The sequence below is a fragment of the Methylocystis sp. genome (assembly GCF_051062815.1).
Classification (GTDB): domain Bacteria; phylum Pseudomonadota; class Alphaproteobacteria; order Rhizobiales; family Beijerinckiaceae; genus Methylocystis.
Genome location: NZ_JBPFDU010000070.1, coordinates 50,475 through 70,494, shown reverse-complemented (window position 1 = coordinate 70,494; position 20,020 = coordinate 50,475). Strand labels below are relative to the sequence as shown.

The 20,020-nt window shown below is 62.2% G+C and carries 24 protein-coding genes and 1 pseudogene; 8 read left to right on the top strand and 17 right to left on the bottom strand.

The window, feature by feature from the left end; genetic code table 11:
• Window positions 1-234 precede the first annotated feature (234 nt).
• Entirely contained in the window at window positions 235-1,266 is a 1,032-nt protein-coding gene (locus ACR65W_RS11285) for a hypothetical protein (protein ID WP_434499907.1), read from the top strand.
• A 44-nt stretch (window positions 1,267-1,310) separates the two neighbouring features.
• Here ACR65W_RS11285 and ACR65W_RS11280 read toward each other — a convergent pair whose 3' ends face one another.
• Window positions 1,311-2,054 carry a hypothetical protein gene (locus ACR65W_RS11280; RefSeq protein ID WP_434499906.1) on the bottom strand — a complete coding sequence of 248 codons (744 nt, stop codon included), beginning with the start codon at window positions 2,052-2,054 and terminating at the stop codon, window positions 1,311-1,313.
• 535 nt (window positions 2,055-2,589) lie between these two features.
• Here ACR65W_RS11280 and ACR65W_RS11275 point away from each other — a divergent pair.
• Entirely contained in the window at window positions 2,590-3,441 is an 852-nt protein-coding gene (locus tag ACR65W_RS11275) for a hypothetical protein (RefSeq protein WP_434499905.1), read from the top strand.
• 145 nt (window positions 3,442-3,586) lie between these two features.
• A complete protein-coding gene (locus ACR65W_RS11270) occupies window positions 3,587-3,781 on the top strand; it encodes a hypothetical protein (protein ID WP_434499904.1) in 195 nt (64 codons plus the stop codon).
• Between the two features lie 4 nt (window positions 3,782-3,785).
• On the opposite strand, the gene ACR65W_RS11265 is transcribed toward ACR65W_RS11270, so the two are convergent.
• Window positions 3,786-4,268, bottom strand: coding sequence for a DUF2165 family protein (locus tag ACR65W_RS11265; RefSeq protein ID WP_434499903.1), 483 nt, complete (start codon window positions 4,266-4,268; stop codon window positions 3,786-3,788).
• A gap of 98 nt (window positions 4,269-4,366) precedes the next feature.
• On the opposite strand from ACR65W_RS11265, the gene ACR65W_RS11260 reads away from it, so the two are divergent.
• Together ACR65W_RS11260 and ACR65W_RS11255 are read left to right on the top strand one after the other, a co-directional pair.
• Window positions 4,367-5,071, top strand: coding sequence for a glutathione S-transferase N-terminal domain-containing protein (locus ACR65W_RS11260; protein ID WP_434499902.1), 705 nt, complete (start codon window positions 4,367-4,369; stop codon window positions 5,069-5,071).
• Window positions 5,072-5,114: 43 nt separating this feature from the next.
• The gene (locus tag ACR65W_RS11255; protein ID WP_434499901.1) at window positions 5,115-5,798 is read left to right on the top strand and encodes an orotate phosphoribosyltransferase; all 684 of its coding nucleotides are present in this window, start codon (window positions 5,115-5,117) and stop codon (window positions 5,796-5,798) included.
• Window positions 5,799-5,811: 13 nt separating this feature from the next.
• On the opposite strand, the gene ACR65W_RS11250 is transcribed toward ACR65W_RS11255, so the two are convergent.
• Both ACR65W_RS11250 and ACR65W_RS11245 read right to left on the bottom strand, forming a co-directional pair.
• Entirely contained in the window at window positions 5,812-6,519 is a 708-nt protein-coding gene (locus tag ACR65W_RS11250) for a superoxide dismutase (RefSeq protein ID WP_434499900.1), read from the bottom strand.
• A gap of 60 nt (window positions 6,520-6,579) precedes the next feature.
• Window positions 6,580-6,873, bottom strand: coding sequence for a peptide-binding protein (locus tag ACR65W_RS11245; protein ID WP_434499899.1), 294 nt, complete (start codon window positions 6,871-6,873; stop codon window positions 6,580-6,582).
• Window positions 6,874-6,954: 81 nt separating this feature from the next.
• On the opposite strand from ACR65W_RS11245, the gene ACR65W_RS11240 reads away from it, so the two are divergent.
• Window positions 6,955-7,599 carry a M15 family metallopeptidase gene (locus tag ACR65W_RS11240; protein WP_434499898.1) on the top strand — a complete coding sequence of 215 codons (645 nt, stop codon included), beginning with the start codon at window positions 6,955-6,957 and terminating at the stop codon, window positions 7,597-7,599.
• 34 nt (window positions 7,600-7,633) lie between these two features.
• Window positions 7,634-9,736 carry an ATP-dependent DNA helicase RecG gene (recG, locus tag ACR65W_RS11235; RefSeq protein ID WP_434499897.1) on the top strand — a complete coding sequence of 701 codons (2,103 nt, stop codon included), beginning with the start codon at window positions 7,634-7,636 and terminating at the stop codon, window positions 9,734-9,736.
• A gap of 7 nt (window positions 9,737-9,743) precedes the next feature.
• Here the strand turns inward: recG and ACR65W_RS11230 are convergent, their stop codons facing one another.
• The 9 genes from ACR65W_RS11230 to coaD form a co-directional block, all read right to left on the bottom strand.
• Complete coding sequence (locus tag ACR65W_RS11230; RefSeq protein ID WP_434499896.1) at window positions 9,744-10,943, bottom strand: DNA methyltransferase; 1,200 nt, start codon at window positions 10,941-10,943, stop codon at window positions 9,744-9,746.
• A gap of 2 nt (window positions 10,944-10,945) precedes the next feature.
• Window positions 10,946-11,230, bottom strand: coding sequence for a HigA family addiction module antitoxin (locus tag ACR65W_RS11225; RefSeq protein ID WP_246720743.1), 285 nt, complete (start codon window positions 11,228-11,230; stop codon window positions 10,946-10,948).
• Window positions 11,231-11,564: 334 nt separating this feature from the next.
• A complete protein-coding gene (tgt, locus tag ACR65W_RS11220; RefSeq protein ID WP_434499895.1) occupies window positions 11,565-12,689 on the bottom strand; it encodes a tRNA guanosine(34) transglycosylase Tgt in 1,125 nt (374 codons plus the stop codon).
• Window positions 12,686-13,018, bottom strand: coding sequence for a hypothetical protein (locus tag ACR65W_RS11215; RefSeq protein ID WP_434499894.1), 333 nt, complete (start codon window positions 13,016-13,018; stop codon window positions 12,686-12,688). The genes tgt and ACR65W_RS11215 overlap by 4 nt, the downstream gene beginning before the upstream one ends.
• Window positions 13,015-14,076: a tRNA preQ1(34) S-adenosylmethionine ribosyltransferase-isomerase QueA gene (gene queA / locus ACR65W_RS11210; RefSeq protein WP_434499893.1), complete on the bottom strand. Its 1,062-nt coding sequence runs from the start codon at window positions 14,074-14,076 to the stop codon at window positions 13,015-13,017. Before queA ends, ACR65W_RS11215 begins: the two co-directional genes overlap by 4 nt.
• 94 nt (window positions 14,077-14,170) lie before the next feature.
• Window positions 14,171-14,872, bottom strand: a complete 702-nt coding sequence (locus ACR65W_RS11205) for a PRC-barrel domain-containing protein (RefSeq protein WP_434499892.1) — start codon at window positions 14,870-14,872, stop codon at window positions 14,171-14,173.
• Window positions 14,873-15,039: 167 nt separating this feature from the next.
• On the bottom strand, window positions 15,040-15,495 hold the full coding sequence (locus tag ACR65W_RS11200; RefSeq protein ID WP_014893070.1) for a peptidylprolyl isomerase: 456 nt from the start codon (window positions 15,493-15,495) through the stop codon (window positions 15,040-15,042).
• Between the two features lie 42 nt (window positions 15,496-15,537).
• A complete protein-coding gene (locus ACR65W_RS11195; RefSeq protein ID WP_434499891.1) occupies window positions 15,538-16,089 on the bottom strand; it encodes a peptidylprolyl isomerase in 552 nt (183 codons plus the stop codon).
• A gap of 9 nt (window positions 16,090-16,098) precedes the next feature.
• The gene (gene coaD / locus ACR65W_RS11190; protein ID WP_434499890.1) at window positions 16,099-16,623 is read right to left on the bottom strand and encodes a pantetheine-phosphate adenylyltransferase; all 525 of its coding nucleotides are present in this window, start codon (window positions 16,621-16,623) and stop codon (window positions 16,099-16,101) included.
• 268 nt (window positions 16,624-16,891) lie between these two features.
• Between coaD and ACR65W_RS11185 the strand changes: the two are divergent.
• Window positions 16,892-17,185, top strand: a pseudogene (locus ACR65W_RS11185) (LysM peptidoglycan-binding domain-containing protein); the annotation flags it as partial.
• Between the two features lie 57 nt (window positions 17,186-17,242).
• Here ACR65W_RS11185 and ACR65W_RS11180 read toward each other — a convergent pair.
• From ACR65W_RS11180 to ACR65W_RS11165, 4 genes are all read right to left on the bottom strand, one after another.
• Window positions 17,243-17,851, bottom strand: a complete 609-nt coding sequence (locus ACR65W_RS11180) for a glutathione S-transferase family protein (RefSeq protein ID WP_434499889.1) — start codon at window positions 17,849-17,851, stop codon at window positions 17,243-17,245.
• 100 nt (window positions 17,852-17,951) lie between these two features.
• Complete coding sequence (locus ACR65W_RS11175; RefSeq protein WP_434499888.1) at window positions 17,952-18,797, bottom strand: 23S rRNA (adenine(2030)-N(6))-methyltransferase RlmJ; 846 nt, start codon at window positions 18,795-18,797, stop codon at window positions 17,952-17,954.
• Between the two features lie 3 nt (window positions 18,798-18,800).
• Window positions 18,801-19,508, bottom strand: coding sequence for a ribonuclease T2 family protein (locus tag ACR65W_RS11170; protein WP_434499887.1), 708 nt, complete (start codon window positions 19,506-19,508; stop codon window positions 18,801-18,803).
• A 25-nt stretch (window positions 19,509-19,533) separates the two neighbouring features.
• Window positions 19,534-20,010, bottom strand: a complete 477-nt coding sequence (locus ACR65W_RS11165; RefSeq protein WP_434499886.1) for a hypothetical protein — start codon at window positions 20,008-20,010, stop codon at window positions 19,534-19,536.
• Window positions 20,011-20,020 lie beyond the last annotated feature (10 nt).

The window sequence follows — 20,020 nt, the reverse complement described above, 5'->3', positions numbered from 1 at the left end:
TCCAGAGCGGCCAGGCGCCGCCCAGTCCCAGTTCATCCTCAAGATCAGCCGCTTATAATCACATCGATTTGTCAGCCCTCGCCTCGCCCCGCTTCCTCGCGACTTGCGCGGAACGAACGCTCGAACGCTGCGTTATAGAGACGATCGCTTCAGCAAACGCGAACGTAAGCTTTCGATCCGTCGCGGCGACGATCTCCCCAAGATGCTTGTAAAATTGGCTGAGGGATTTTGCGCATGTACATGACGCCCATCGACTTTATCGACCTCGGGTTTCGCACCTTCATGCGCAACCCATTTTCCAATCCCGAACAAATCTCCCTGCGGCAAGGGGAAAGCGACTTTCGCCTGTTGGGCGCGCGCGAAGGGGTCGTCGTGACGCTCGGTCCAAAGACGTCCTTTTTTGATCGCCCAAGCAGGTCTGTTTGCCGGTGGCCCGGAACACGCACCATTCCGCGCCAAAGTCCTCACTTCGTGCCGAAACGCTCCTGGATCGTGAACGAGTTCGCAACATTCCTTTACGTGTGTTTTGGCGGCGGAGACGTGAAACTCAATCGGATCGCCACTTCGGAGAAGCAGAGAGAGATTTTGCTGACGGCTGGCGAAGGCAATGTCGTCGAGAAAATCGATCTGACGAAACTTGCAGGAGACAATTCGCCGCCGCTTCTGTTTCTCCAGCCTGCCTATCTTTGTTCATCCGCAAATGTCGCGATTGAATCCGTTCCCTGTGACGCATCGACCATGAGTTGGGCGCGAGCGCCTTATGTCTACAGGACGTGCCCTGTCGACGATTCGTCGACGCCCGCGATCTTATGTCTTGCCGGCAAAACGATGATCTGGTGCGAACGGATCGAGCCCGGCGAGAGTCGAGACTACGCGCTTGGAAACGTCATCGCGACGACCGCCAATGTGGTTTCCAAACTACGGCCCACCAGCCAGACGCATCCTGAGGATATTAGGGTCGCCGCAGTCGAACAGGATCGCTCCAGAGCGAATGCAATCATTTCGGCTTGCGCAAAAGCCAGCCGCAACAGTTCGATCCACATGCGACTGCGTGAATGCGCCGCCGCCACGAAAATCCTCTTTGAATCGATACGCGCCCGTGAGGGATTCTTTGTGTGCGAAGTGACCAATGAATCCGACGCGCCGGCCCACGTCTTTATCCAACTCAACAAAAGCGATTTTTACGGCGGCTCAGGCCTCGTTGGTTTCGTGATAAAGTTCGTATCCAGCATCTTCCGTATGTCACACCTGTCGCTGGGTCACTGATCGAGCGGCTGCGAGGCAGTCTGTCGGGGTCGCAATTATCTATCCTACCGCCCGTAGGCGCCGAGCGGACGCGGCGCGCCGGGCGCCTCCGGATATTTTGCCGGCTCGAACGCGTCCCCGCGACGTATTTTGGGGCGCCGCAGTCCCTCGCCGATTTTCACCGTAGCGGAGACTGTCGTCCGCCTCGGCGCGCTTTGTTCGACAGCGCCGCGCTCGCTTCGATCCGGTCGCTCGCCGGTCTGCGCCGGTTTCGCTGCGACCTCGCGGTGAAGTCCCTCGACCTGACCGGACAGCGCGCCGATCGCGGCGCTTGTTTCCGTTTTCATCGCGTCGATGCGCTTGCCAAGGCTTTCGACGGCGTCGGCGCCGGGAGACGCCGCTTGCATCGAAGATCGCATCGCCTCCATCTCAGCGCGGAGCGCACGAATGTCCTCCTCCGTCTTCTGCGCGGTTCGCAGAGCGGCGGCGCGCTCCGCGCTTTCTTGCGTCGCCATCGTTCGGACGAGGTCCGGCAAGGCGGAGACCGTCGGCCAGGCAGCCTCGGCGATTAGCCAGCCGGCGAGTGCGGCGGCACCATAGAGCAATGCAGCCCAAAGAAGCCGAGAGCCATGGATGAATGTGCTTTTAAGCGCCGGCAGCAGGCGTTGCGCGACAGCCGCCTTGGAATGATCCGACACATCTGCGGAGATCGTCGCGTCCGCAGACCCTAGTTTCGGCTCCGGAACGTCAGCCGCAGGAGCCACGGCAGGGCTGAGGTCGAAGGCGGCTAATCCCGTTTGCTCGGTCATGGCAAGGCTTCGAATGAGGGGCGCAAGATTTTTGAGCCTCACGCCGATTGCTTGAGAATGGATTAACGGCCTGCGCGACTTGCCCCTCGGCCACGCCAAGAATCCAAAAACCATGATTCAGGAAATATAGTTGATGCGGAAGGAAATCGTTCGTTCTTGGGGAATAAAAGGTTTCCTCATGAGGGGTCGCGGCCCTCTCGCGAATTTGAAAGCAGATCTTCCTCGATCAGTTTCAGGCTCGAAGCAGGCGTCAGAAGATTAAGGCGATTTTCAAAGCGCCGAGGCGCGGCGCCTTTCCGACACAAGCGCAAGCTCGCTTTCTGAAGCATCATTTACAATTTGATAACAGGATGCTGTTCCCCTCGTCTGCCATCGGATATTCGCCCCGCAAGCGAGGAGTGAGCTTATGGACGAGGCAAGCTCTCCAAACGAGACGTCCAAAGAAGCAAGCGCGCGAGCGCGCGAGGACAAAGCTCCGCCAGCTTGCACGGGAGCAGAAGCCGCGGTCAAAATTTCCACTTGCGAACCCGCGACGTTGGTCTCTGACGGCGAGAGTTCGGACACGGGAAGAAAGGTCGAGATCAGGATCAATCTTGGGTTCGACGACCAGACGCTGCAAAGCTTTCTAACTTCTCTCAAGAACGCGCAAATACAACCGCAGACCGCTGAATATATCAGCCTGACCGCGCCTTATCGGGAAGAGGCTTGCACCACGCGCAGGCAGGCCGGCGACGAACAAAGCACGCGTGTTTCTCCAGTCGCTCTAATGCTGGTCTTCGCCGTTGGATTCGGACTGAAACTGCACTTCCACGACGTTCATTTTCCAGTTTTTCCCGATCAGGCCGCCTCGTCGCTCAAGGCTCTGGTCGATAGGATCACCATGTCCGAGTCACAGGGAGATCCGGACGCTAGAAACAAGTTTTCCTCTGCGGCCGGGCTGGGACAGTTCATCAACGCCACATGGATGGGGTTGATCAAAAAACACCGTCCCGACCTCGCCGGCGCTCTGAGCGACAAAGCGATTCTCGACTTGCGCAAGGATCCTGATCTCTCTCGAGAAATGACGGCGCGCTATATCGAGCAAAACACGTCGATCCTGATGAAAAAGGGTCTGCCGGTCACGCCGGGGGCGCTTTATTTGGCGCATTTCGCCGGCCCGGGCGGCGCGGCGGCGATCCTGTCCGCGCCGGAAGAGGTCGATGCGGCGACAGTGATCGCCAGCGTCGACGGACAGCCGGGCAAAACCCGCGAAAAAATCGTCAATGGAAATCCCTTCTTGAAAGGCTTCACCGTGAAAGACCTTAAGAACTGGGCTCATCTCAAGATGCAGGGGATCAGCTTGGAACTGGGGGCGACGGCGCAGGGGAGTTTGGCGCGGCCAGATTAATCCGCAACGTCAACGCCTCCGGGTTGCCGCCGCCGATCCGTAGCTGTGACCGAATCGCTACTCTCTGACCGTTCTTCCGACCGCTCTTGATTTCAGCGCCGCTCTGCTTAATTCGCCATTGCGGCTCTTTCCCGAGGATTTTGCAATGGCTGATGACAAAAATCTTCAGAAGCAACTGACCGACGAAAACCCCACCGTTAAAAAGAACAAATATCTTTTTGGTGGCGTAGGCGCCTTTCTCGGCGGCCTGACCGGCGTCGCGATCGGCGGCCCGCTCATCGCGGTGGTCGGCGCGGGACTTGGCGGTCTGCTCGGATACAATATGCTGAAGCGGCTGTGACGCGTTAATCGTCGCGCTGACCTAGAAACAGCATCACCAGCGCCGCGCAGCCGATGAAGCGGAACGCGGCCTGTTGCAGGTCTGGTCCAGCGCGCCACATCTGGAACCACTCGCCGCCCACGGCCATGAAGCCGAACAGGTAAAGCCCGACCGCGAGCGCAAGCCCCGCAGTGGCGACATCCTTTGCGGCGTTGAAGCGGGCCGCTTCCGCATTGCGCCTCAGCAATAGTCGCCACACGCCGGCGAGAATGAGCGCGGCGGCGGCGAATTCGATTGCGATGATGAATGCGTAAAGCATTCGGTGCGGCGTAGCACTGGTGACGGCGCGCCACTCGAGCGGGCTGCCGAGTGGCACTTGGTCCATCGACATCACATGGCTGACGACCTGGTAGTTTGTGTCGTAGTCCGTGACATTATTGATCGCGACGAGCAGAATGAGCGCGCCGAGCGCAGCCGTCAGCAAAATCTTCGAATATCTCATCAACATGTCGACCACTCCCGGGCCCAGCCTAGCATGACCTGAGCCATTGATCTTGCGACGCGAGGGCTTACAACACAGTCTGCTCTCCCGTCGGACATGCGACCATGATTGATCTTTATTACTGGCCGACCCCCAACGGCCACAAAGTCACGATTTTTCTGGAGGAAGCGGGACTCGCTTATCAGATCAAGCCCGTCGACATCACGAAAGGGGATCAATTCAAGCCAGAGTTTCTCGCGATTTCTCCGAACAATCGCATGCCTGCCATGGTCGACCGCGCGCCGGCCGACGGCGGCGCTCCGGTCGCGCTATTCGAATCGGGCGCGATCCTCGTCTATCTCGCGGAGAAGACTGGACGGCTTTTTCCCGCGGACCTCCATCCCCGTGCGCGAACGCTGCAGTGGCTGTTCTGGCAGGTCGGCGGGCTTGGCCCAATGGCCGGTCAAAACCATCACTTCGCCAAATACGCGCCGGCGAAAATTCCCTACGCGATCGAGCGCTATCGTAACGAGACCGGCCGGCTCTACGGCGTCATGGACGGTCAACTCGCCAAGACGCCCTACCTCGCCGGCGAATATTCGATCGCCGACATCGCCTGCTATCCCTGGATCGTTCCGCATGAGGATCAGGGCCTGGATCTGCACGACTTCCCGCATCTCAAGCGCTGGTTCGAGGCGATCCGTTCCCGGCCCGCGGTGATCCGCGCCTACGCGGCCGGCGCGCCCTATGAGCGGTCGCGTCTCGATTTTACGGCGCTGGAGCGCGAAATACTTTTCGGTCAGACCAGCGAGCGCGGCGGCGCGAAATAGGCTATGGCTGCGCGGCTTTTTTAAACAGGGACACGCCGCATCCATGTCGAACGACCGCCAAACCGCCGCGCGAGAGACCGCCAAGGCGCTGATCGAAGTGCAAGCGGTTCTCGTGAACGTCGATAAGCCTTTCATAACCACCGCCGGCTGGGCGTCGCCGGTCTACATCGACATGCGCAAGATCATCGCCTTTCCGCGGCTGCGGCGGCGCCTCGTCGAATTCGCGACGCGGACGATCGAGCGCGACATCGGATATGAATCGCTCGACGTCGTGACGGGCGGCGAGACGGCCGGCATTCCCTTCGCGGCCTGGATCGCCGACAGCCTCATGCTGCCGATGCAATATGTGCGCAAAAAGCCCAAGGGCTTCGGCCGCAACGCCCGCATCGAAGGCGACGTGATGGAGGGCGGCCGCGCCCTGCTCGTCGAGGATCTGGCGACCGACGGCGGCTCGAAGAAGGACTTCGTGCAGGCGCTGCGCGACTCAGGGCAGCGCTGCGACCATGTCTTCGTGTTCTTCTTCTACGATATATTCGCCGGCGCGCGCGAGGAGCTGGCCGCGCTCGGCATCAGCCTACATGCGCTCGCAACCTGGCGTGACGTGCTCGCCGTGGCCCGCGAGCACAAATATTTCCCCGATGACGCGCTGAACCAGGTGGAAGCCTTCATCGCCGATCCCATCGCCTGGTCGGCGGCGCATGGCGGCCTCGCCAAGGCGAAGGGATAGGTCGAAGCGGGCGCTACGTCTTACTATATTTGGCATAGAGGCGATCAGCGTTCGACCAGCTGAACGCCTCCATCACAACTTTTATGTAGTCGGCGGCCTTGGCGCCGAAATCCATCTGATAGGCATGCTCGAACATATCGAGGACCATCAGGGGATCGCCTCCAGCCATGTTTTGCGTGTGGTCATTCGCCCAAGTGTTGACGAGCCGCTTGCCATGCTTGTCGTAGGCAAGAATTACCCAGCCCGAGCCGCCGCCGAGCGCCTTGCCCATGCCCAGGAATTCGGACCGCCAACGCGCGAATCCTCCGAAATCGCGATCGATCGCCTGCGCCAAATCGGCGCCCGGCTTGCTTCCGTCGCCAAGTCCGGCAAAATAAACTTCATGCAGGATCATGGAATTGGCGGCGATAAGCTCTTCGCGCTTTAAGCCGTTGATCTGAAACCCCGGAGCCTTGTCGAAATCGAGCGCCGCAAGTTCCTGGCCGATCGCATTGAGGCGCTTGATCGCGCCGATATAGTTGTTTTCGTAATGTGAGATGAGGAGCTTTTCCGAAAGCCCTTTGATCTTGGCGGGATCAAATGGCAAAGGCAGCGGCTTGTTTACCCCGCCCTTGCGCAAAACAGCGGCGTCGTTCTCGGCGCTCGCCGCGGCGGCGTTGAGCGCCGCGCCAGCGGCGGCGGAGGCGGCGAGAAACTGCCGACGGCCAATCCGAATTGTCATGCGTCTCTCCAACTGCGCCGTCGAATTTCCGAAACATAGTCAGTCCTCATGACGCCCCGATCAAGAGCAGCGGATGAATTCGCGATAAAGCCAGCCGAGCCGCTTGCCGCCGGGGCTCGCCACATAGGCCCAGGGCCTGCCGTGATCGTCCTCGCCATAGCGCTGCACGATAATAGCCTTCCCGTCTTCAATGGCGTCGATGACATTTTTGCGCTGATCGCGGATGGCGATCGAAGCGCCCACAGCGCCCGTCGCCTTACAGCGATCGCCAGCGAGCGCCGTCGCGCCCCATGCGATCGCGGCGGCGAGAGCGGCAAGAGTGAGGCCGGCGAAAGGCGCGAGTTTCTCGGACATGAAAGGCCTCCCGATTGCGTTGGAAAGACCTATAGTCAAGGTTCGAGCGTTACGAATTGCGCCAACGCACGTGGAGCCGCCATGCGCAGAGTGATGTTTCTTCTTATTGGGGCGCTTTCCGCGCCATATGCGCACGCCGGCGAACCGCCGCCAGGCTTCGCGCGCCTTGCGGACGTTGCGCCGAGCATCGTTCAAGAGATGCGCTATGCCGGCGCCGATAATTTCACCGGCGCCCCGGTGCCCGGCTATGGCGCGCCGCAATGCTGGCTGCGCACCGAGGCCGCCAAAGCGCTGGCCGCCGCGCAGAAGGATGCGCGCGCCCGCGGGATTTCGCTCGTCGTCTACGATTGCTACCGACCGCTGCGCGCCGTTTCGGCCTTCGTCGACTGGTCGCGCAACGCCGACCAGCGGACGAAGACCGAACATTATCCGCGCCTCGCCAAGAGCGCGCTGTTTCCGCAGGGCTATATCGCCGAACATTCCACCCATTCGACGGGATTGGCCATCGATATCGGCGTCAAAGGCTGGAACTTCGGCACGCCGTTCGATTTTTTCGATACGCGCTCATGGACGAAAGCTAAAACCTCAAAGACGGCGCGGGCGCATCGCGACGCGCTCGTGACGCTGATGCGCCGCCACGGCTTTGAAAATTTTCCGCGCGAATGGTGGCATTTCACTTACAAAGGCGCGGACGGGGCGCCGAGCTATGATGTCGAGATCAAGTGACCTGTTCCGCGCCGGCGAGCTGAACTGAACCTTCATGCGTCCCTCCCTGCTCGATCCCGTCTTCGGTCGCGTCGCCGCACTGCCCGGCGTCGGGCCGAAAACCGCTAGGCTGTTCGACCGGCTGCTCGCCAAGCCGGGGACGGAAGCGCGACTCGTCGATCTGCTTTTCCATCTTCCGTCGACCGTCATCGACCGAAGCGTGCGGCCCACGATCGCCGCGGCTCCGCTCGAGACGATGGTCGTGTTGAAGGCGTGCGTCACCGAGCATCGTCGACCTCAGGGCCGGTATTCGAAATCGCCCTATCGCGTGCTTGTCGAGGATGACACCGGCGACGTCGAACTCGTGTTCTTCCTCGCCAATCCCGACTGGATCGAACGCAGCCTGCCGCTTGGCGCGACGCGCTGGATCTCGGGACGCATCGAGCTTTATGACGGCCGCCGCCAGATCGTGCATCCTGACCGCGTGCTCGATGAAGCCGGATTGGCGAAGCTCCCCGCATATGAAGCTGTCTATGGCCTCACCGAAGGCTTGCAGGCGCGTTACGTTTTACGCGCGACGGAAGAAGCGCTGACGCGGCTGCCGAACTTTCCAGAATGGCAGGACGCCAGCGTTCTCGCGGCCAACAAGCTTCCCGCATTCGCCGAGGCGCTGCGCGCGGCGCACCGGCCGGGAAGCGCCGATGCGCTCTCGCCGCAGCATCCTGTCTGTCAGCGTCTCGCGCTCGATGAATTGCTCGCGAGCCAGCTCGCGCTGCGCCTCATTCGCGCCAAGATGCGCCGCCCTCCGGGTCGCGCGCACAAGGGCGACGGCCGCTACGCCCGAGCGATCGAATCCGCACTGCCGTTTCGCTTGACGCGCGCGCAGCAGCGCACGCTTGACGAAATCCGCGCCGATCTTGCGTCGGAACAGCGCATGCTGCGGCTTGTTCAGGGCGACGTCGGATCCGGCAAGACCGTCGTCGCGGCGCTCGCCATCGCGAGCGTGGCGGAGGCCGGCCGGCAAAGCGCCTTGATGGCCCCGACCGAGATCCTGGCGCGGCAGCACTACGCTCGGCTTACGCCAACGCTCGCGTCCGCGGGACTGCGCGTCGCGCTGCTGACAGGCCGCGCCAAACCGAGTGAACGCGCAGCGCTCCACGCAGCCATTGGAGCGGGCGAAGTCGACGTCGTCATCGGCACGCACGCTCTCGTGCAAAGCGATCTCGCCTTTCACGACCTCGGCCTCGCCGTCGTCGACGAGCAGCATCGCTTCGGCGTCGAGCAGCGGCTGGCGCTCGGCGCCAAGGGCGACGCCGTCGACGTGCTGGTGATGACCGCGACGCCCATTCCGCGCACGCTGGCGCTGACCGCCTTCGGCGACATGGACTGCTCGGCGCTCGACGAAAAGCCGCCCGGCCGCACGCCGATCTCGACGCGCGCGCTTCCGGCCGAAAGGATCGATGAGGTGATTGCGGGGCTGCGCCGCGCCTTGGCGGAGGGCGCGCGGGCCTATTGGGTCTGTCCGCTTGTTGAGGAGAATGAGGAGCTGGACCTCTCCGCTGCGCAAGCGCGCCATGCGGATCTCTCAAAGCTTTTCGGAGCGGCGGTCGGCCTCGTTCACGGCCGGATGAAGGGCGGCGAGAAGGACGCCGTGATGGAAGCCTTTCAGCGCGGCGAAGTCAAAATTCTGGTCGCGACCACGGTCATCGAAGTTGGCGTCGACGTTCCGGAAGCGACGATCATGGTCATCGAGCACGCCGAACGCTTCGGCCTTGCGCAGCTGCACCAGCTGCGCGGACGCGTTGGTCGCGGCTCGGGAAAGTCTTCATGCCTGCTTCTGTACAAGGGTCCTTTGAGCGAAGCGGCGAAGGCGCGGCTGATGATCATACGCCAGACGGAGGACGGATTTCGTATCGCCGAGGAGGATCTGCGGCTGCGCGGCGAAGGCGAAATTCTCGGCGTGCGCCAGGCCGGTCTACCGAGCTTTCGGCTCGCCGACCTTTCCGCCCACGCGCGTCTCCTCGCGATGGCGCGCGACGACGCCGAATTGATTCTGCGGCGCGATCCCGAGCTTGCGAGCGACAGGGGCCAGGCCTTGCGCGCCCTGCTCTACCTCTTCGAACGCGACGACGCCGTGCGCCTGCTGCGCGCCGGCTGATGCGACGTCAACAGCGACGCGCGATCACGATTCGGTTGCTGTTGACGCCCTTCACATTATTGGCGACGCCCCAGCAGTTGCTGGTTTTCGTGAAGCTTTGCTCGTTGACGAGCACGCCCAATCGTTCGAACGGAAGATCGTCGAGCGCGCGCCAGACCAGTTGTTCGAGCGGGAGCGCCCCGCCCCTGACCTCGCCAACCTCGTAAGCGACGTGACCGCCCGGCTTCACGACTCGCGCCAGTTCCGCGAAGACGTCGCGCGTCATCGCGCGCCAGTCTTCCGGCGCGCGAAGCTGCGAGAGGCGGATGCTCTCGGCCTCGATTCCCGCGAACCAGTTGCGCAGCCAATTGTCGCCGCGATAATCGACGACGTCGAGAAAGGGCGGCGACGTGACCACGAGATCGACCGTCGCATCGGCGATGTGCTGCAAATGCGCGGCATCCGCCACGACGAGCGGCGCGTCGCAGGCAGTCAGCGCCTCCTCCGCCAAAAGCGCGCGCGATTTCTTGAAAATCAGCTCGGCGATGTCGCGCCGCGGCGGCGTTTGTTCCCGACGCGCATTGATTTTCAATTGCGCCTTCACGGAAACGGCCTGGTTCGGCGGCATCGTATAGACGGAAAAAAACCCGGGAGAATGGCCGGTCAATCGATTGAGCGCCACCATTCGAATCCAGCTGTCCACGGCGTCGAGGCGGCCATCGTTCGCGCGGATCAGCAGATAGCGGCGCAGCGCGCAAATCTGCCGCAGCGTCTCGGAGTGGTAAAAGACGAGAAGATCGTCGCGCTCAACCTCGCCGGGTCCCCAGGGCGCGGCCGCGAGCCTGGCCTCGATCTCGCAAAGCGCAGGAGGCCGCAGCCGCGGGTGCGTCAGCAGCAGCGACAGCGGATTGGCGTCGGAGCCGATGGGCCTTCGCCCCATCAGCGCGGCTTGCAGGATGGTCGTGCCGCGGCCCATGAACGGGTCGCAGACGACATCTCCCGGCTGCGTCAGCCGATCGATGAAAAAGGCTGGGAGCTGCGGTTTGAAACAGGCGCGATAGCTGATCTCATGCAGCGGATGCGCGCGCCTTTGCCCGGCGGTCCAGAAGGCGTTGAGGTAATAAGGAACGCCGTCTGCGACAACGGCGCGGGTCGCCGCGCCGAATTCTGCCGACCAACGCAGGTCGTGGAAGAATTCCGCTTCCGCGAGCTTTTCAACTGCGCTCATGCTCAGTCGCGCTGACGATCGGCGAGGCTTGGCAGCGACTTGATCCTCGCTCCCGCCGCGCGGCGCGCGAGAGAAAGCTCATATTGTGTCTGTAACTCCAGCCAATCTTCGGGCTGGACGCCGAACCAGTGTCCCAGTCGCAGCGCGGTATCGGCGGTGACGCCCCGCTGCCCGTTGAGGATGGCGGTGACCCGATTGACCGGCACGTCGATATCTCGCGCCAGATCCGACGCCGTCAGTCCGAGTTCCTGCAAATGACGGGCAAGAATTTCGCCAGGATGCGACATCCCATTCTCCATCGACGCCAGTTTGGATTTTGACGGGCGGGCGCGAACGCTCTCGCGTCGCAGATGCGTCGCTCGACGCCCATTTGCCGGCGCTTCCCGCCGAACGCCGATCAAAAATCTTCTGGTGAGCTCTTCATGGTAGCGGCCCATGTTCCGCCCCCGCCGAATATTGTTTTCGTAAACCATATTATCTGGTCCGTAAACTCGGCTGAGGTCGTTAAGCAGGGCGATCGGGTGAAGGGCTTCCTCATCCTGAGGAGCGTGCGCAGCACGCGTCTCGAAGGACGAGGAAGCCCCCGTTTGCGTATGTTTTCCTCACCCGATCCGCCAGAAGCTAAGCGGTTTCGCCCTCGATCCATTTGGCGCGCGTTTCGGCGATGAAGTCGGCGAGGCGCCCGGCGCCGATGGCTGCGCGCAGGCCCGCCATCAGCTCCTGATAATAGGCGACATTGGCTTGCGTCAGCAGCATCATCCCGAGGATTTCCCCTGCTTTGACGAGATGATGCAAATAGGCGCGCGAATAGTCGCGTGCGGCGGGGCAGGATGACTGCTTATCGAGCGGCCGCTGATCGTCGGCGTGGCGCGCGTTGCGCAACGTCACCCGTCCGTGGCGCGTATAGGCGAGGCCGTGGCGGCCGGCGCGAGTCGGCATCACGCAGTCAAACATGTCAATTCCCCGCGCGACGGCCTGAACAATGTCGTCAGGCGCGCCCACGCCCATCAGATAACGGGGTTTTGATTCGGGCAAATGCGGGGCGGTCGTCTCGAGCATGTCGAGCATCACGTCCTGAGGTTCGCCGACGGCCAGACCGCCGACGGCGATCCCATGGAACTCCATGCCGGCAAGCGCCTGGGCGCTTTCGATCCGAAGCCGCTTCGATTCGCCGCCTTGCACAATGCCGAACACCGCCCTGCCCGGGCGTTCGCGAAACGCCTTACGCGAACGCTCGGCCCAACGCAGGGAAAGACGCATGGCGCGTTCGGCCTCGCCTTCCGAACATGGCAGGCGCACGCATTCGTCGAGCTGCATCTGGATGTCCGAGTCCAAGAGATCCTGAATTTCCATCGAGCGCTCGGGAGACAGGTGATGTCGTGAACCGTCGATATGCGACTGAAACGTCACGCCGCTTTCATCGAGCTTGCGCAGCTTCGCAAGCGACATCACCTGAAAGCCGCCGGAATCCGTCAAGATCGGATAGGGCCAGCGCATGAATTCATGCAGTCCGCCCAGCCGCGCGATCCGCTCAGCGCCCGGCCGCAGCATGAGATGATAGACATTGCCGAGCAGAATGTCGGCGCCTGCGGCGCGCACATCATTGACGAACATCGCCTTCACCGTCGCCGCGGTGCCGACCGGCATGAAGGCCGGCGTACGGATTGATCCGCGCGGCGTGAGAATTTCGCCTTGGCGGGCGAGGCCGTCGGTCGCGAGAACGGAAAAGGAAAAAGCCTGCGTCACGTCCTGTCCTTTGCGCCGAGCGCGGCAATTTTCACAATGCGATAGCGACCGCTGTCGCATTCGTTGAACCATACGGCGAACTCTGAGCCGACATTTATCGTCGCCTCGCGCAGGTCAGATCGCCAGCTCTCTCCATGACCAAAGTCGATTCGTCCGTCGCGCCGCAGGATGAATGGACGCACGCTATCGCCGTCGAGCGCAAAGGCGCCGAATAGATCCCATGCCGAAACGATTCGCGCGCCGTCGATCCGCGCGTCAATGGTCATCGGCGCCTCTCGCGGATCGTCGCGCCAGAGCGCGAGGATGCGCATATCGCGAGTCTCGCTCATGTTTCGGAACGCTGAAGCAGGCAAGCGTCGCCGTAGGAATAAAAGCGATAGCCGCTTTCGATGGCATGCGCATAGGCGGCCTTCATCCGCTCGAGGCCGGCGAATGCGGCGACCAGCATGAATAGCGTCGAGCGCGGGAGATGGAAATTTGTGAGCAGCATGTCCACGGCGCGGAAACGATAGCCGGGCGTAATGAAGATCCGCGTGCGCGCAGCATAAGGCGCAAGCCGTCCGGCGTCGTCCGCGGCGCTTTCCAGCACGCGCAACGCCGTCGTGCCGACGGCGACGATGCGTCCGCCTCCCGCCCGCACCTCGTTCAGCGCCTGCGCCGTTTCAGCGTCAAGCCGGGCGAATTCCTCGTGCATCCGATGCAGGTCCGTGTCATCCGCCTTTACGGGAAGAAAGGTGCCGGCGCCCACATGTAGGGTAACGCGGTAAAGACGAACGCCGCGCGCTTCGATCGCCGCCAGCAGCTGTGGCGTGAAGTGCAGGCCGGCGGTCGGCGCCGCCACCGCTCCCGCTTCGCGCGCAAAGATCGTCTGATAGTCACTTTCGTCACGCGCGTCGGCCGAACGCTTGCCCGCGATATAGGGCGGCAGGGGCATGACGCCCGCCTGCTCTATCGCGATATCCAGAGCGGGTCCGCGAAGCTCGAAAGCAAGCGTAATCTCTCCTTCGTCGCCCTTTGCTTCGACGCGAGCGTCGATCTCGCCCCCGTGGCCCATAAAGCTTATGCGATCGCCGATCGCGAGCTTCTTGGCCGGGCGCATCAGCGCGCGCCAGCGGGAAGCGTCCAGCCGTTCGATCAGCGTCGCTTCGACATTGGCGGTCAATTCGCCGCGCAGGCGCCGACCCGACAGCCGCGCGTGAATGACGCGCGAATCATTGACGACGAGCGCGTCTCCCGGGCGAAGGTAATCCGGCAGATCGCGAACAATCCTGTCCTGGAAAGTCCCGCCCGCCGGCACGACGAGCATGCGGGCGCAGTCGCGGGGATCGGCGGGCCGAAGAGCGATCCTGTCTTGCGGGAGGTTGAAGTCGAAAAGGTCGACGCGCATGTGGAGCTTGCAAAAACCATAAGCTCCGTCAGGTCAAGTGCGCCAGAGCGGTCAGCGGCGCCGATTGCCGATCAACCGGCGCCGCTGCAAAAGCTTATTGGTAGGAGCCGACGCGCCGGCGACGCTCGTCGAATCGGAACTCCGGAGCGTTTCGCAGATCGTCGCGAGTCGTGTTCACAATCGCTTCGACGTCGCCATCTTCGTTCCGAGAAACGACCATTGATGACGGGTCAATCGCGATATGGCGCTCGCCGATGCCAAGGAAACCGCCGACGCTGACGATGACCGCGCGCACGTTCCTATTATTGTCGAAGATGACGTCCTCGATCTCGCCGACGTTATCATTCTGAAGATTGCGGACGTCGCTGCCGATCAGCTGAGACATGCGCATATCGGTGGGGCCGAGCCTGTAAAAAATTACGCGGGCGGAGCCGAGCTGCTCCAGTTCGCGCATTTCAGCTGCGGATCGGCCTTTCGTCATCCGCCGATCCATGCCCATCCGGTCCATGCCTGACTGGCTGTCATGATCGCGCATCCGTTCCCGCGCTGCGCTGCCTCGCCAAGTCGGCGAGGGGTCGTCATCGCGGCCCATCTCCCGCCAGCCGCCGCCAGATGTCGTATCCTCCATATCCTTGGCTGGTTGGCCTTGTTTCTCCTGCCACTGATTGCTGCTGCGAGACTGAGTTTGATTTTTGCTCGAGCTCGCGCCCGTGCGATCGCGCCCTGCATTCGCTGTCACGCTGGCGGAAAGCGCGATCGCCGCGACTGTAGCGATCAACAACTTGAGCGATTTCATCGGATACTCTCCACTGTTCCGCTCGCCCGTCTCGGCGAGCGATACTTTGCAACCAGCGTCTGGAGAGATAGTTCCGAATCTCGCGTCCAACTCAGGTCTTTACTGCACATGCGCCCAAGGCCGGGGCGCATGCTTGACCAAGAAGCCTATTCTGTCGCGTCAGTCGATCAGCCCAACGTCGCCTTGACGATCTTGTCCGGATCTTTCACCGGCTCGCCGCGCTTGATCTTATCGACATTCTCCATGCCGGAGATCACCTCGCCCCAGACCGTATATTTGTTGTCGAGGAAGCGCGCATCGTCGAAGCAGATGAAGAACTGCGAATTGGCGCTGTCGGGGCTTTGCGCGCGGGCCATGGAGCAGGTTCCGCGCACATGCGGCGCGCTGTTGAACTCGGCCTTGAGGTCTGGATATTGCGATCCGCCCGTGCCTGTGCCGCGCGGGCAGCCCGTCTGAGCCATGAAGCCGTCAATCACGCGATGAAAGACGATGCCGTCGTAGAATCCTTCCGAGACGAGCTTCTTGATATGCGCGACATGATTGGGCGCGAGGTCTGAACGAAATTTGATGACGACCGGTCCCTTCGTCGTCTCAAGCGTCATGGTGTCGGCGGCTTCGGTCATTATCATTTCCTTTGATTTTTGCAGGCGTAGCGGCTCTTGAACTCAGCTCTCGTCGCCAGCGACGCGCATCTTGATGATCTTATCCGGATTATCGACCATGCCATTATTGGACTTCGAACCCTTCTTGATCTTGTCGACGACGTCCATGCCCGAGACCACTTCGCCGAATACGGTGTATTTGCCGTTGAGCTGCGGCGCGTCTGCGTAGACGATGAAGAACTGCGAATTGGCCGAGTCGTTGTCGCCTGGCTGACGCGCCATTCCGAGGACGCCGCGCTTGAACGGCGTATTCGAGAACTCCGCCTTAAGATCGAGATAGCGGGAGCCGCTCATGCCCGTCCCCGTGGGGTCGCCGGCCTGAGCCATGAAACCGTCGATGACGCGATGGAACGCGATGCCATCGTAGAAATGCTCTTTCGCGAGCTTCTCGATGCGCTCGACATGCTTGGGCGCGAGATCAGGCCGCAGCTTGATGGTGACGCGGCCGTCTTTTGTGTCGAGGTAGAGTGTGTGGTCATCGGCCGCTCCAACGGGCGCGGCGCTAAGCGCGGCGACGGCCGCGGCGGCAAGCAGCAGACGGCGGGTGAGTTTCATGAAGCCTCCCTATGTATTGCCGCGCCTTTTTATGGCGCGTTTGAGTGCGGCGACGGAGACGGCCGGCGCAAAGGCCGACACGTCGCCGCCAAGCGCCGCGATCTGGCGCACGAAGGTTCCGCTGACATGGCGTAGCCCTGGCGAAGCAGGCAGGAAAACCGTGTGAATGTCAGGCGCAAGCGTCCCATTCATCCCCGCCATCTGCATCTCATAGTCGAAGTCGGCGCTATCGCGCAAACCGCGGAGAATGGCGCAGGCGCCGTGCTGGCGCGCCGCCTCGACGACGAGCCCGTCGAAGCCCGCGACCTCGAAAGCGCAAGACGCGCCCAGCCCGGCGCAGGCGTCGCGAATGACCCCCGCGCGCTCGTCGAAAGAGAGCCACGGCTCCTTGCCGTGGTGCACGCCGATCGCAACGACGATCTTGTCGAACAGCGCCCCGCCCTGCGCCATCATGTCGAGATGGCCAAAGGTCAACGGGTCGAACGTGCCGGGGTAGAGGGCCGTCCGCACGGTGGTGGCAGAGGTGGCGATCATCGCAGCGGTATAGGAGATTTTGCGCGGTTTCGCGAGACGGTGAGCGCCTTCGCCGCCACGACCCGCTGCGCGCCGCCTACGATTGCCCGGAAGTCGCGCCCTGGCGCCGCTTTTCGGACACGCCTACACTCGCGCGTTGCGAGCGGAGCGCTACAATAGATCAGGCGCATCCGGCGTGAATGGCCGGAGCTACGAAGGAGACTCCAGCATGGGACTTTTGGATTTTCTGACCGGAAAAGGCAAACCGGGGCCTGCCCCAGACGCGCTCAAGAAAACGGCCGAGGCTACCCCTGAGGCCGAAGAGAAGCCCGCGGCCGCAGAGTCGTCCGCGACAGAGACCTTCTACGTCGTGAAGCCAGGCGACACGCTGTGGAAGATCGCCGAAGCGCATTACGGGGCCGGCAAGGGCGCCAAATATATGGAGATCTTCGAGGCCAATCGGCCGATGCTGACCGATCCCGACAAAATCCAGCCGGGTCAACGCCTGCGCATCCCAGACGCGCCGACTGGTCCCTCGGCCGGGGGCGACTGGAAGCCACCAAGCGAAATCGCCAGCAAATAGGCTTAGCCGACAGCTTCGCTTCTGGGCGGAGCAGATCCCGGACAGGCGCTATAAGCGCTAGGGCCGAATTTGGACCTTCGTCGCGTCGAAGGCAGGGACGGCGCGCCCAAATTCCTTAAGCCACGAAACGAGACCGGGATGTTCCTCTCGCCACGCGCCGGCGAAACGCAAATCAAGATAGCCAAGCGCGCAGGCGACCGCGATATGGCCGATGTCGACCAAACCGGTCGGGGCGGCGGCCTCCAGCGCGCCGAGCGCCCGATCGATTTTGCCTTGCTGAAGCGCGATCGCCTCATCGTAGCGTAAGTCTTCCGGGCGATTAAAGGTCTCATAGCGGATCAACAGAGCGGCGTCGTTGATCCCGTCGCCGAGCGCCTGCAGCCGCAAGGCCGCGAAGCGGGCCGTCGCCTCGGTCGGAATGATCCGCCCGCCGCCGGCCAAATGATCCAGATATTCGGCGATGACCCGACTGTCATACAGCGACGAGCCGTCCTCCAAAACCAAAGTCGGGATTTTGCCGAGCGGGTTCTGACGACGCAGACTGTCGACGGGATCGGCCGCATCGGCGGCGGCGATTTCGATCCTTTCCGACAAGCCGAGCAGGTCGGTGGCGATTCGGATCTTTCGGGCGTAGGGCGAAGCGGGAGAAGAGCGCAGAACGAGCATGGCCGCTCCTATCATCCGTGTAGGAAACCCACAACGGCGTTATGGGGGACCGTCAACTTTTTCGGCCTCCGCCGGATAGACTTGCAAAGCGCGCATCAGCTCATTCGCCAGCGAGCCACGCAATCTCGTAGCCCGCGCCTTCGCCCTGCGCCATCCGTGCAGCGAGGAAGGAAAGGATAATTCGCGCTTCTTCTTCGAACACGAAGGGCGGATTGACGACCGCCATTCCGCAGCGGCGCAACCCGTCACCGTCTCCGCCAATACTCAACGAAAGCTGCAGGATGCGCCGTATGCCGCTTTCTCTCAGTCTATTGTGCAATTTCCGAATGTCGCGGTCGCTCTTTGCGGGATGCCACAAGGCGTAAATGCCGGAACTCCATTTCGCATAGGACTTATGCAAAGCATCGAATGCGGCTTCGAATTCGTCCTCGCGCTCGAAAGGCGGATCGATCAGCGCGAGCCCGCGCCGCTCCTTTGGCGGAACATAAGCGCCAAGCCCCAAATAGCCGTCGATATGAATCGCCTTGATGCGCTCGTCGCGTGCGAACCGGCGACGCAGCGCCGCGAAGGCGTCAGGCCGCAGCTCGCAGAAAATCGCGCGGTCCTGCGGGCGCATCAATTTCTGCGCGATCGCCGGGGAACCTGGATAGAGCGCGGGCTTTCCCTCGCGATCGCGCGGCCCGAGACAATCGATGTAGGGCGCAAGCAGCTCGCGAACTTCCGCACTCGCGCCGGAGAGATCTGCGAGACGTCCAACGCCGCCGCGCCACTCGCGCGTGCGCTCCGCCTCCTCGGCTGAAAGATCATAGGCGCCCTCTCCTGCGTGTGTATCGATCACGCGAAACGGCGTCTCCTTGCGCCTCAGATAGGCCAGGAGGCGCACCAGCAGCGCATGTTTAAAGACGTCGGCGAAATTGCCGGCGTGAAACCCGTGGCGATAGTTCATGCGCTACAACGGCGCGGGCGCGCTGATTTCTCGAACGTGGCAACCGCGCTGCGCAACGGCAGGACAGGCGCGAAACTCGCGCAGGTCCTTTGACAGGCAGATGCGCACGCCGTCCATAACGCCCCGCCGGCACGACACCGCCATCATGCCGGGCCGCAGCCGTGGATTGGCTTCGTAGAAGGCGCGCTCGACGTCGATCGGCGTAAAGGTCTGGTCGCGGGTGGGCTTGACGAAAAGCGGCGGGATGGCCAGGGCGGCGTGGGCGCGCGCCACGTCGGCGAAATAGTCGCTCGGGCTTTTGCCGCTGCACACTCCATGCTTGCGCCACTCGTAACGCGCCAGCCGCTCGTCGGGAAACAAGCCTGCCGCTTTTTCGATGGCGACGCGCGATGGAGAGCGCGCGCCCGGACATTCGCTCGGGACGCCGCTTTCATACTGTGGCCAGAGCCCGTGAACGACGAAGCCGAGTCCCTTTCCCGGCTCGCACTGGTCGCGCGCGCCTTCGACGCTTTGGCAGAAGCCGGGCGACCAGCTGAGCGCCAGCACGTAGAAGTCGAAGTCGCGCGCCGCGCCGGCCCGCGAGGCCGCGCGATTCGCGCAATCCTCCGCCGTGCAGTCGCCTTCCTTCGCGATAGCGCCCAAAAATCCGCCCGACGCCACCGCGCCAACAATTAGCGCCCATGCGGCGCAACGAACGAAAACTCTTCTCATTTCAAACGACTCTTCAAATAGGAAGCTAAGGTCCTGCGGCTCGACAATTAGGACTGAAGGCATGATTACGGTCCAGCCCGACGACGCACCATGTCACGCCAGGTCCCGCGCCGATGAAGCCCAAGGATTCTCCGATATTATAGACGACCTCGCGTCTCACGCCGTCGTTAAAAAGCGCCAATGCGCGACAATAGCGACGGGGAATATAGCTCAGGCCGTTGTTGCGCGCGCCGATGTCCTCGACGCCTTCAAAGGCCACAATGACCAAAGGCGAATTCCAGAACCAGGCTTCTCTTGCAGCAAAACCCTTGACGACTTCGTTGAGAATCGTCGGATCGACGCAGTAGGGCGTCAGTCCTGAGTAAGGCAGAATTCGAAATTCCGCGGGCGGGTTTTCCTCGCGCGCCGGCTGGGCGGCCGCCGTGGCCGCGGCAAGCGCGAAAAGCGCCGTCGCGGCGGCTCGCCTCCAAACTCCGCCAGATCCCTGGTTACGGCGCCGCATCTCGCTTCTC

Bases quoted from the DNA above. Each gene is read 5' to 3' on its own strand.
- ACR65W_RS11230 (WP_434499896.1), bottom strand. From the start codon at position 10,943: ATGAGCGCAGTTGAAAAGCTCGCGGAAGCGGAATTCTTCCACGACCTG.
- ACR65W_RS11255 (WP_434499901.1), top strand. From the start codon at position 5,115: ATGTCGAACGACCGCCAAACCGCCGCGCGAGAGACCGCCAAGGCGCTG.
- ACR65W_RS11265 (WP_434499903.1), bottom strand. From the start codon at position 4,268: ATGTTGATGAGATATTCGAAGATTTTGCTGACGGCTGCGCTCGGCGCG.
- recG (WP_434499897.1), top strand. From the start codon at position 7,634: ATGCGTCCCTCCCTGCTCGATCCCGTCTTCGGTCGCGTCGCCGCACTG.
- ACR65W_RS11165 (WP_434499886.1), bottom strand. From the start codon at position 20,010: ATGCGGCGCCGTAACCAGGGATCTGGCGGAGTTTGGAGGCGAGCCGCC.
- ACR65W_RS11240 (WP_434499898.1), top strand. From the start codon at position 6,955: ATGCGCAGAGTGATGTTTCTTCTTATTGGGGCGCTTTCCGCGCCATAT.
- ACR65W_RS11215 (WP_434499894.1), bottom strand. From the start codon at position 13,018: ATGAGCGAGACTCGCGATATGCGCATCCTCGCGCTCTGGCGCGACGAT.
- ACR65W_RS11260 (WP_434499902.1), top strand. From the start codon at position 4,367: ATGATTGATCTTTATTACTGGCCGACCCCCAACGGCCACAAAGTCACG.
- ACR65W_RS11175 (WP_434499888.1), bottom strand. From the start codon at position 18,797: ATGAACTATCGCCACGGGTTTCACGCCGGCAATTTCGCCGACGTCTTT.
- ACR65W_RS11170 (WP_434499887.1), bottom strand. From the start codon at position 19,508: ATGAGAAGAGTTTTCGTTCGTTGCGCCGCATGGGCGCTAATTGTTGGC.
- ACR65W_RS11200 (WP_014893070.1), bottom strand. From the start codon at position 15,495: ATGACCGAAGCCGCCGACACCATGACGCTTGAGACGACGAAGGGACCG.
- ACR65W_RS11195 (WP_434499891.1), bottom strand. From the start codon at position 16,089: ATGAAACTCACCCGCCGTCTGCTGCTTGCCGCCGCGGCCGTCGCCGCG.
- ACR65W_RS11225 (WP_246720743.1), bottom strand. From the start codon at position 11,230: ATGTCGCATCCTGGCGAAATTCTTGCCCGTCATTTGCAGGAACTCGGA.
- ACR65W_RS11180 (WP_434499889.1), bottom strand. From the start codon at position 17,851: ATGCTCGTTCTGCGCTCTTCTCCCGCTTCGCCCTACGCCCGAAAGATC.
- ACR65W_RS11280 (WP_434499906.1), bottom strand. From the start codon at position 2,054: ATGACCGAGCAAACGGGATTAGCCGCCTTCGACCTCAGCCCTGCCGTG.
- coaD (WP_434499890.1), bottom strand. From the start codon at position 16,623: ATGATCGCCACCTCTGCCACCACCGTGCGGACGGCCCTCTACCCCGGC.
- ACR65W_RS11205 (WP_434499892.1), bottom strand. From the start codon at position 14,872: ATGAAATCGCTCAAGTTGTTGATCGCTACAGTCGCGGCGATCGCGCTT.
- queA (WP_434499893.1), bottom strand. From the start codon at position 14,076: ATGCGCGTCGACCTTTTCGACTTCAACCTCCCGCAAGACAGGATCGCT.
- ACR65W_RS11270 (WP_434499904.1), top strand. From the start codon at position 3,587: ATGGCTGATGACAAAAATCTTCAGAAGCAACTGACCGACGAAAACCCC.
- ACR65W_RS11245 (WP_434499899.1), bottom strand. From the start codon at position 6,873: ATGTCCGAGAAACTCGCGCCTTTCGCCGGCCTCACTCTTGCCGCTCTC.
- ACR65W_RS11285 (WP_434499907.1), top strand. From the start codon at position 235: ATGTACATGACGCCCATCGACTTTATCGACCTCGGGTTTCGCACCTTC.
- ACR65W_RS11250 (WP_434499900.1), bottom strand. From the start codon at position 6,519: ATGACAATTCGGATTGGCCGTCGGCAGTTTCTCGCCGCCTCCGCCGCC.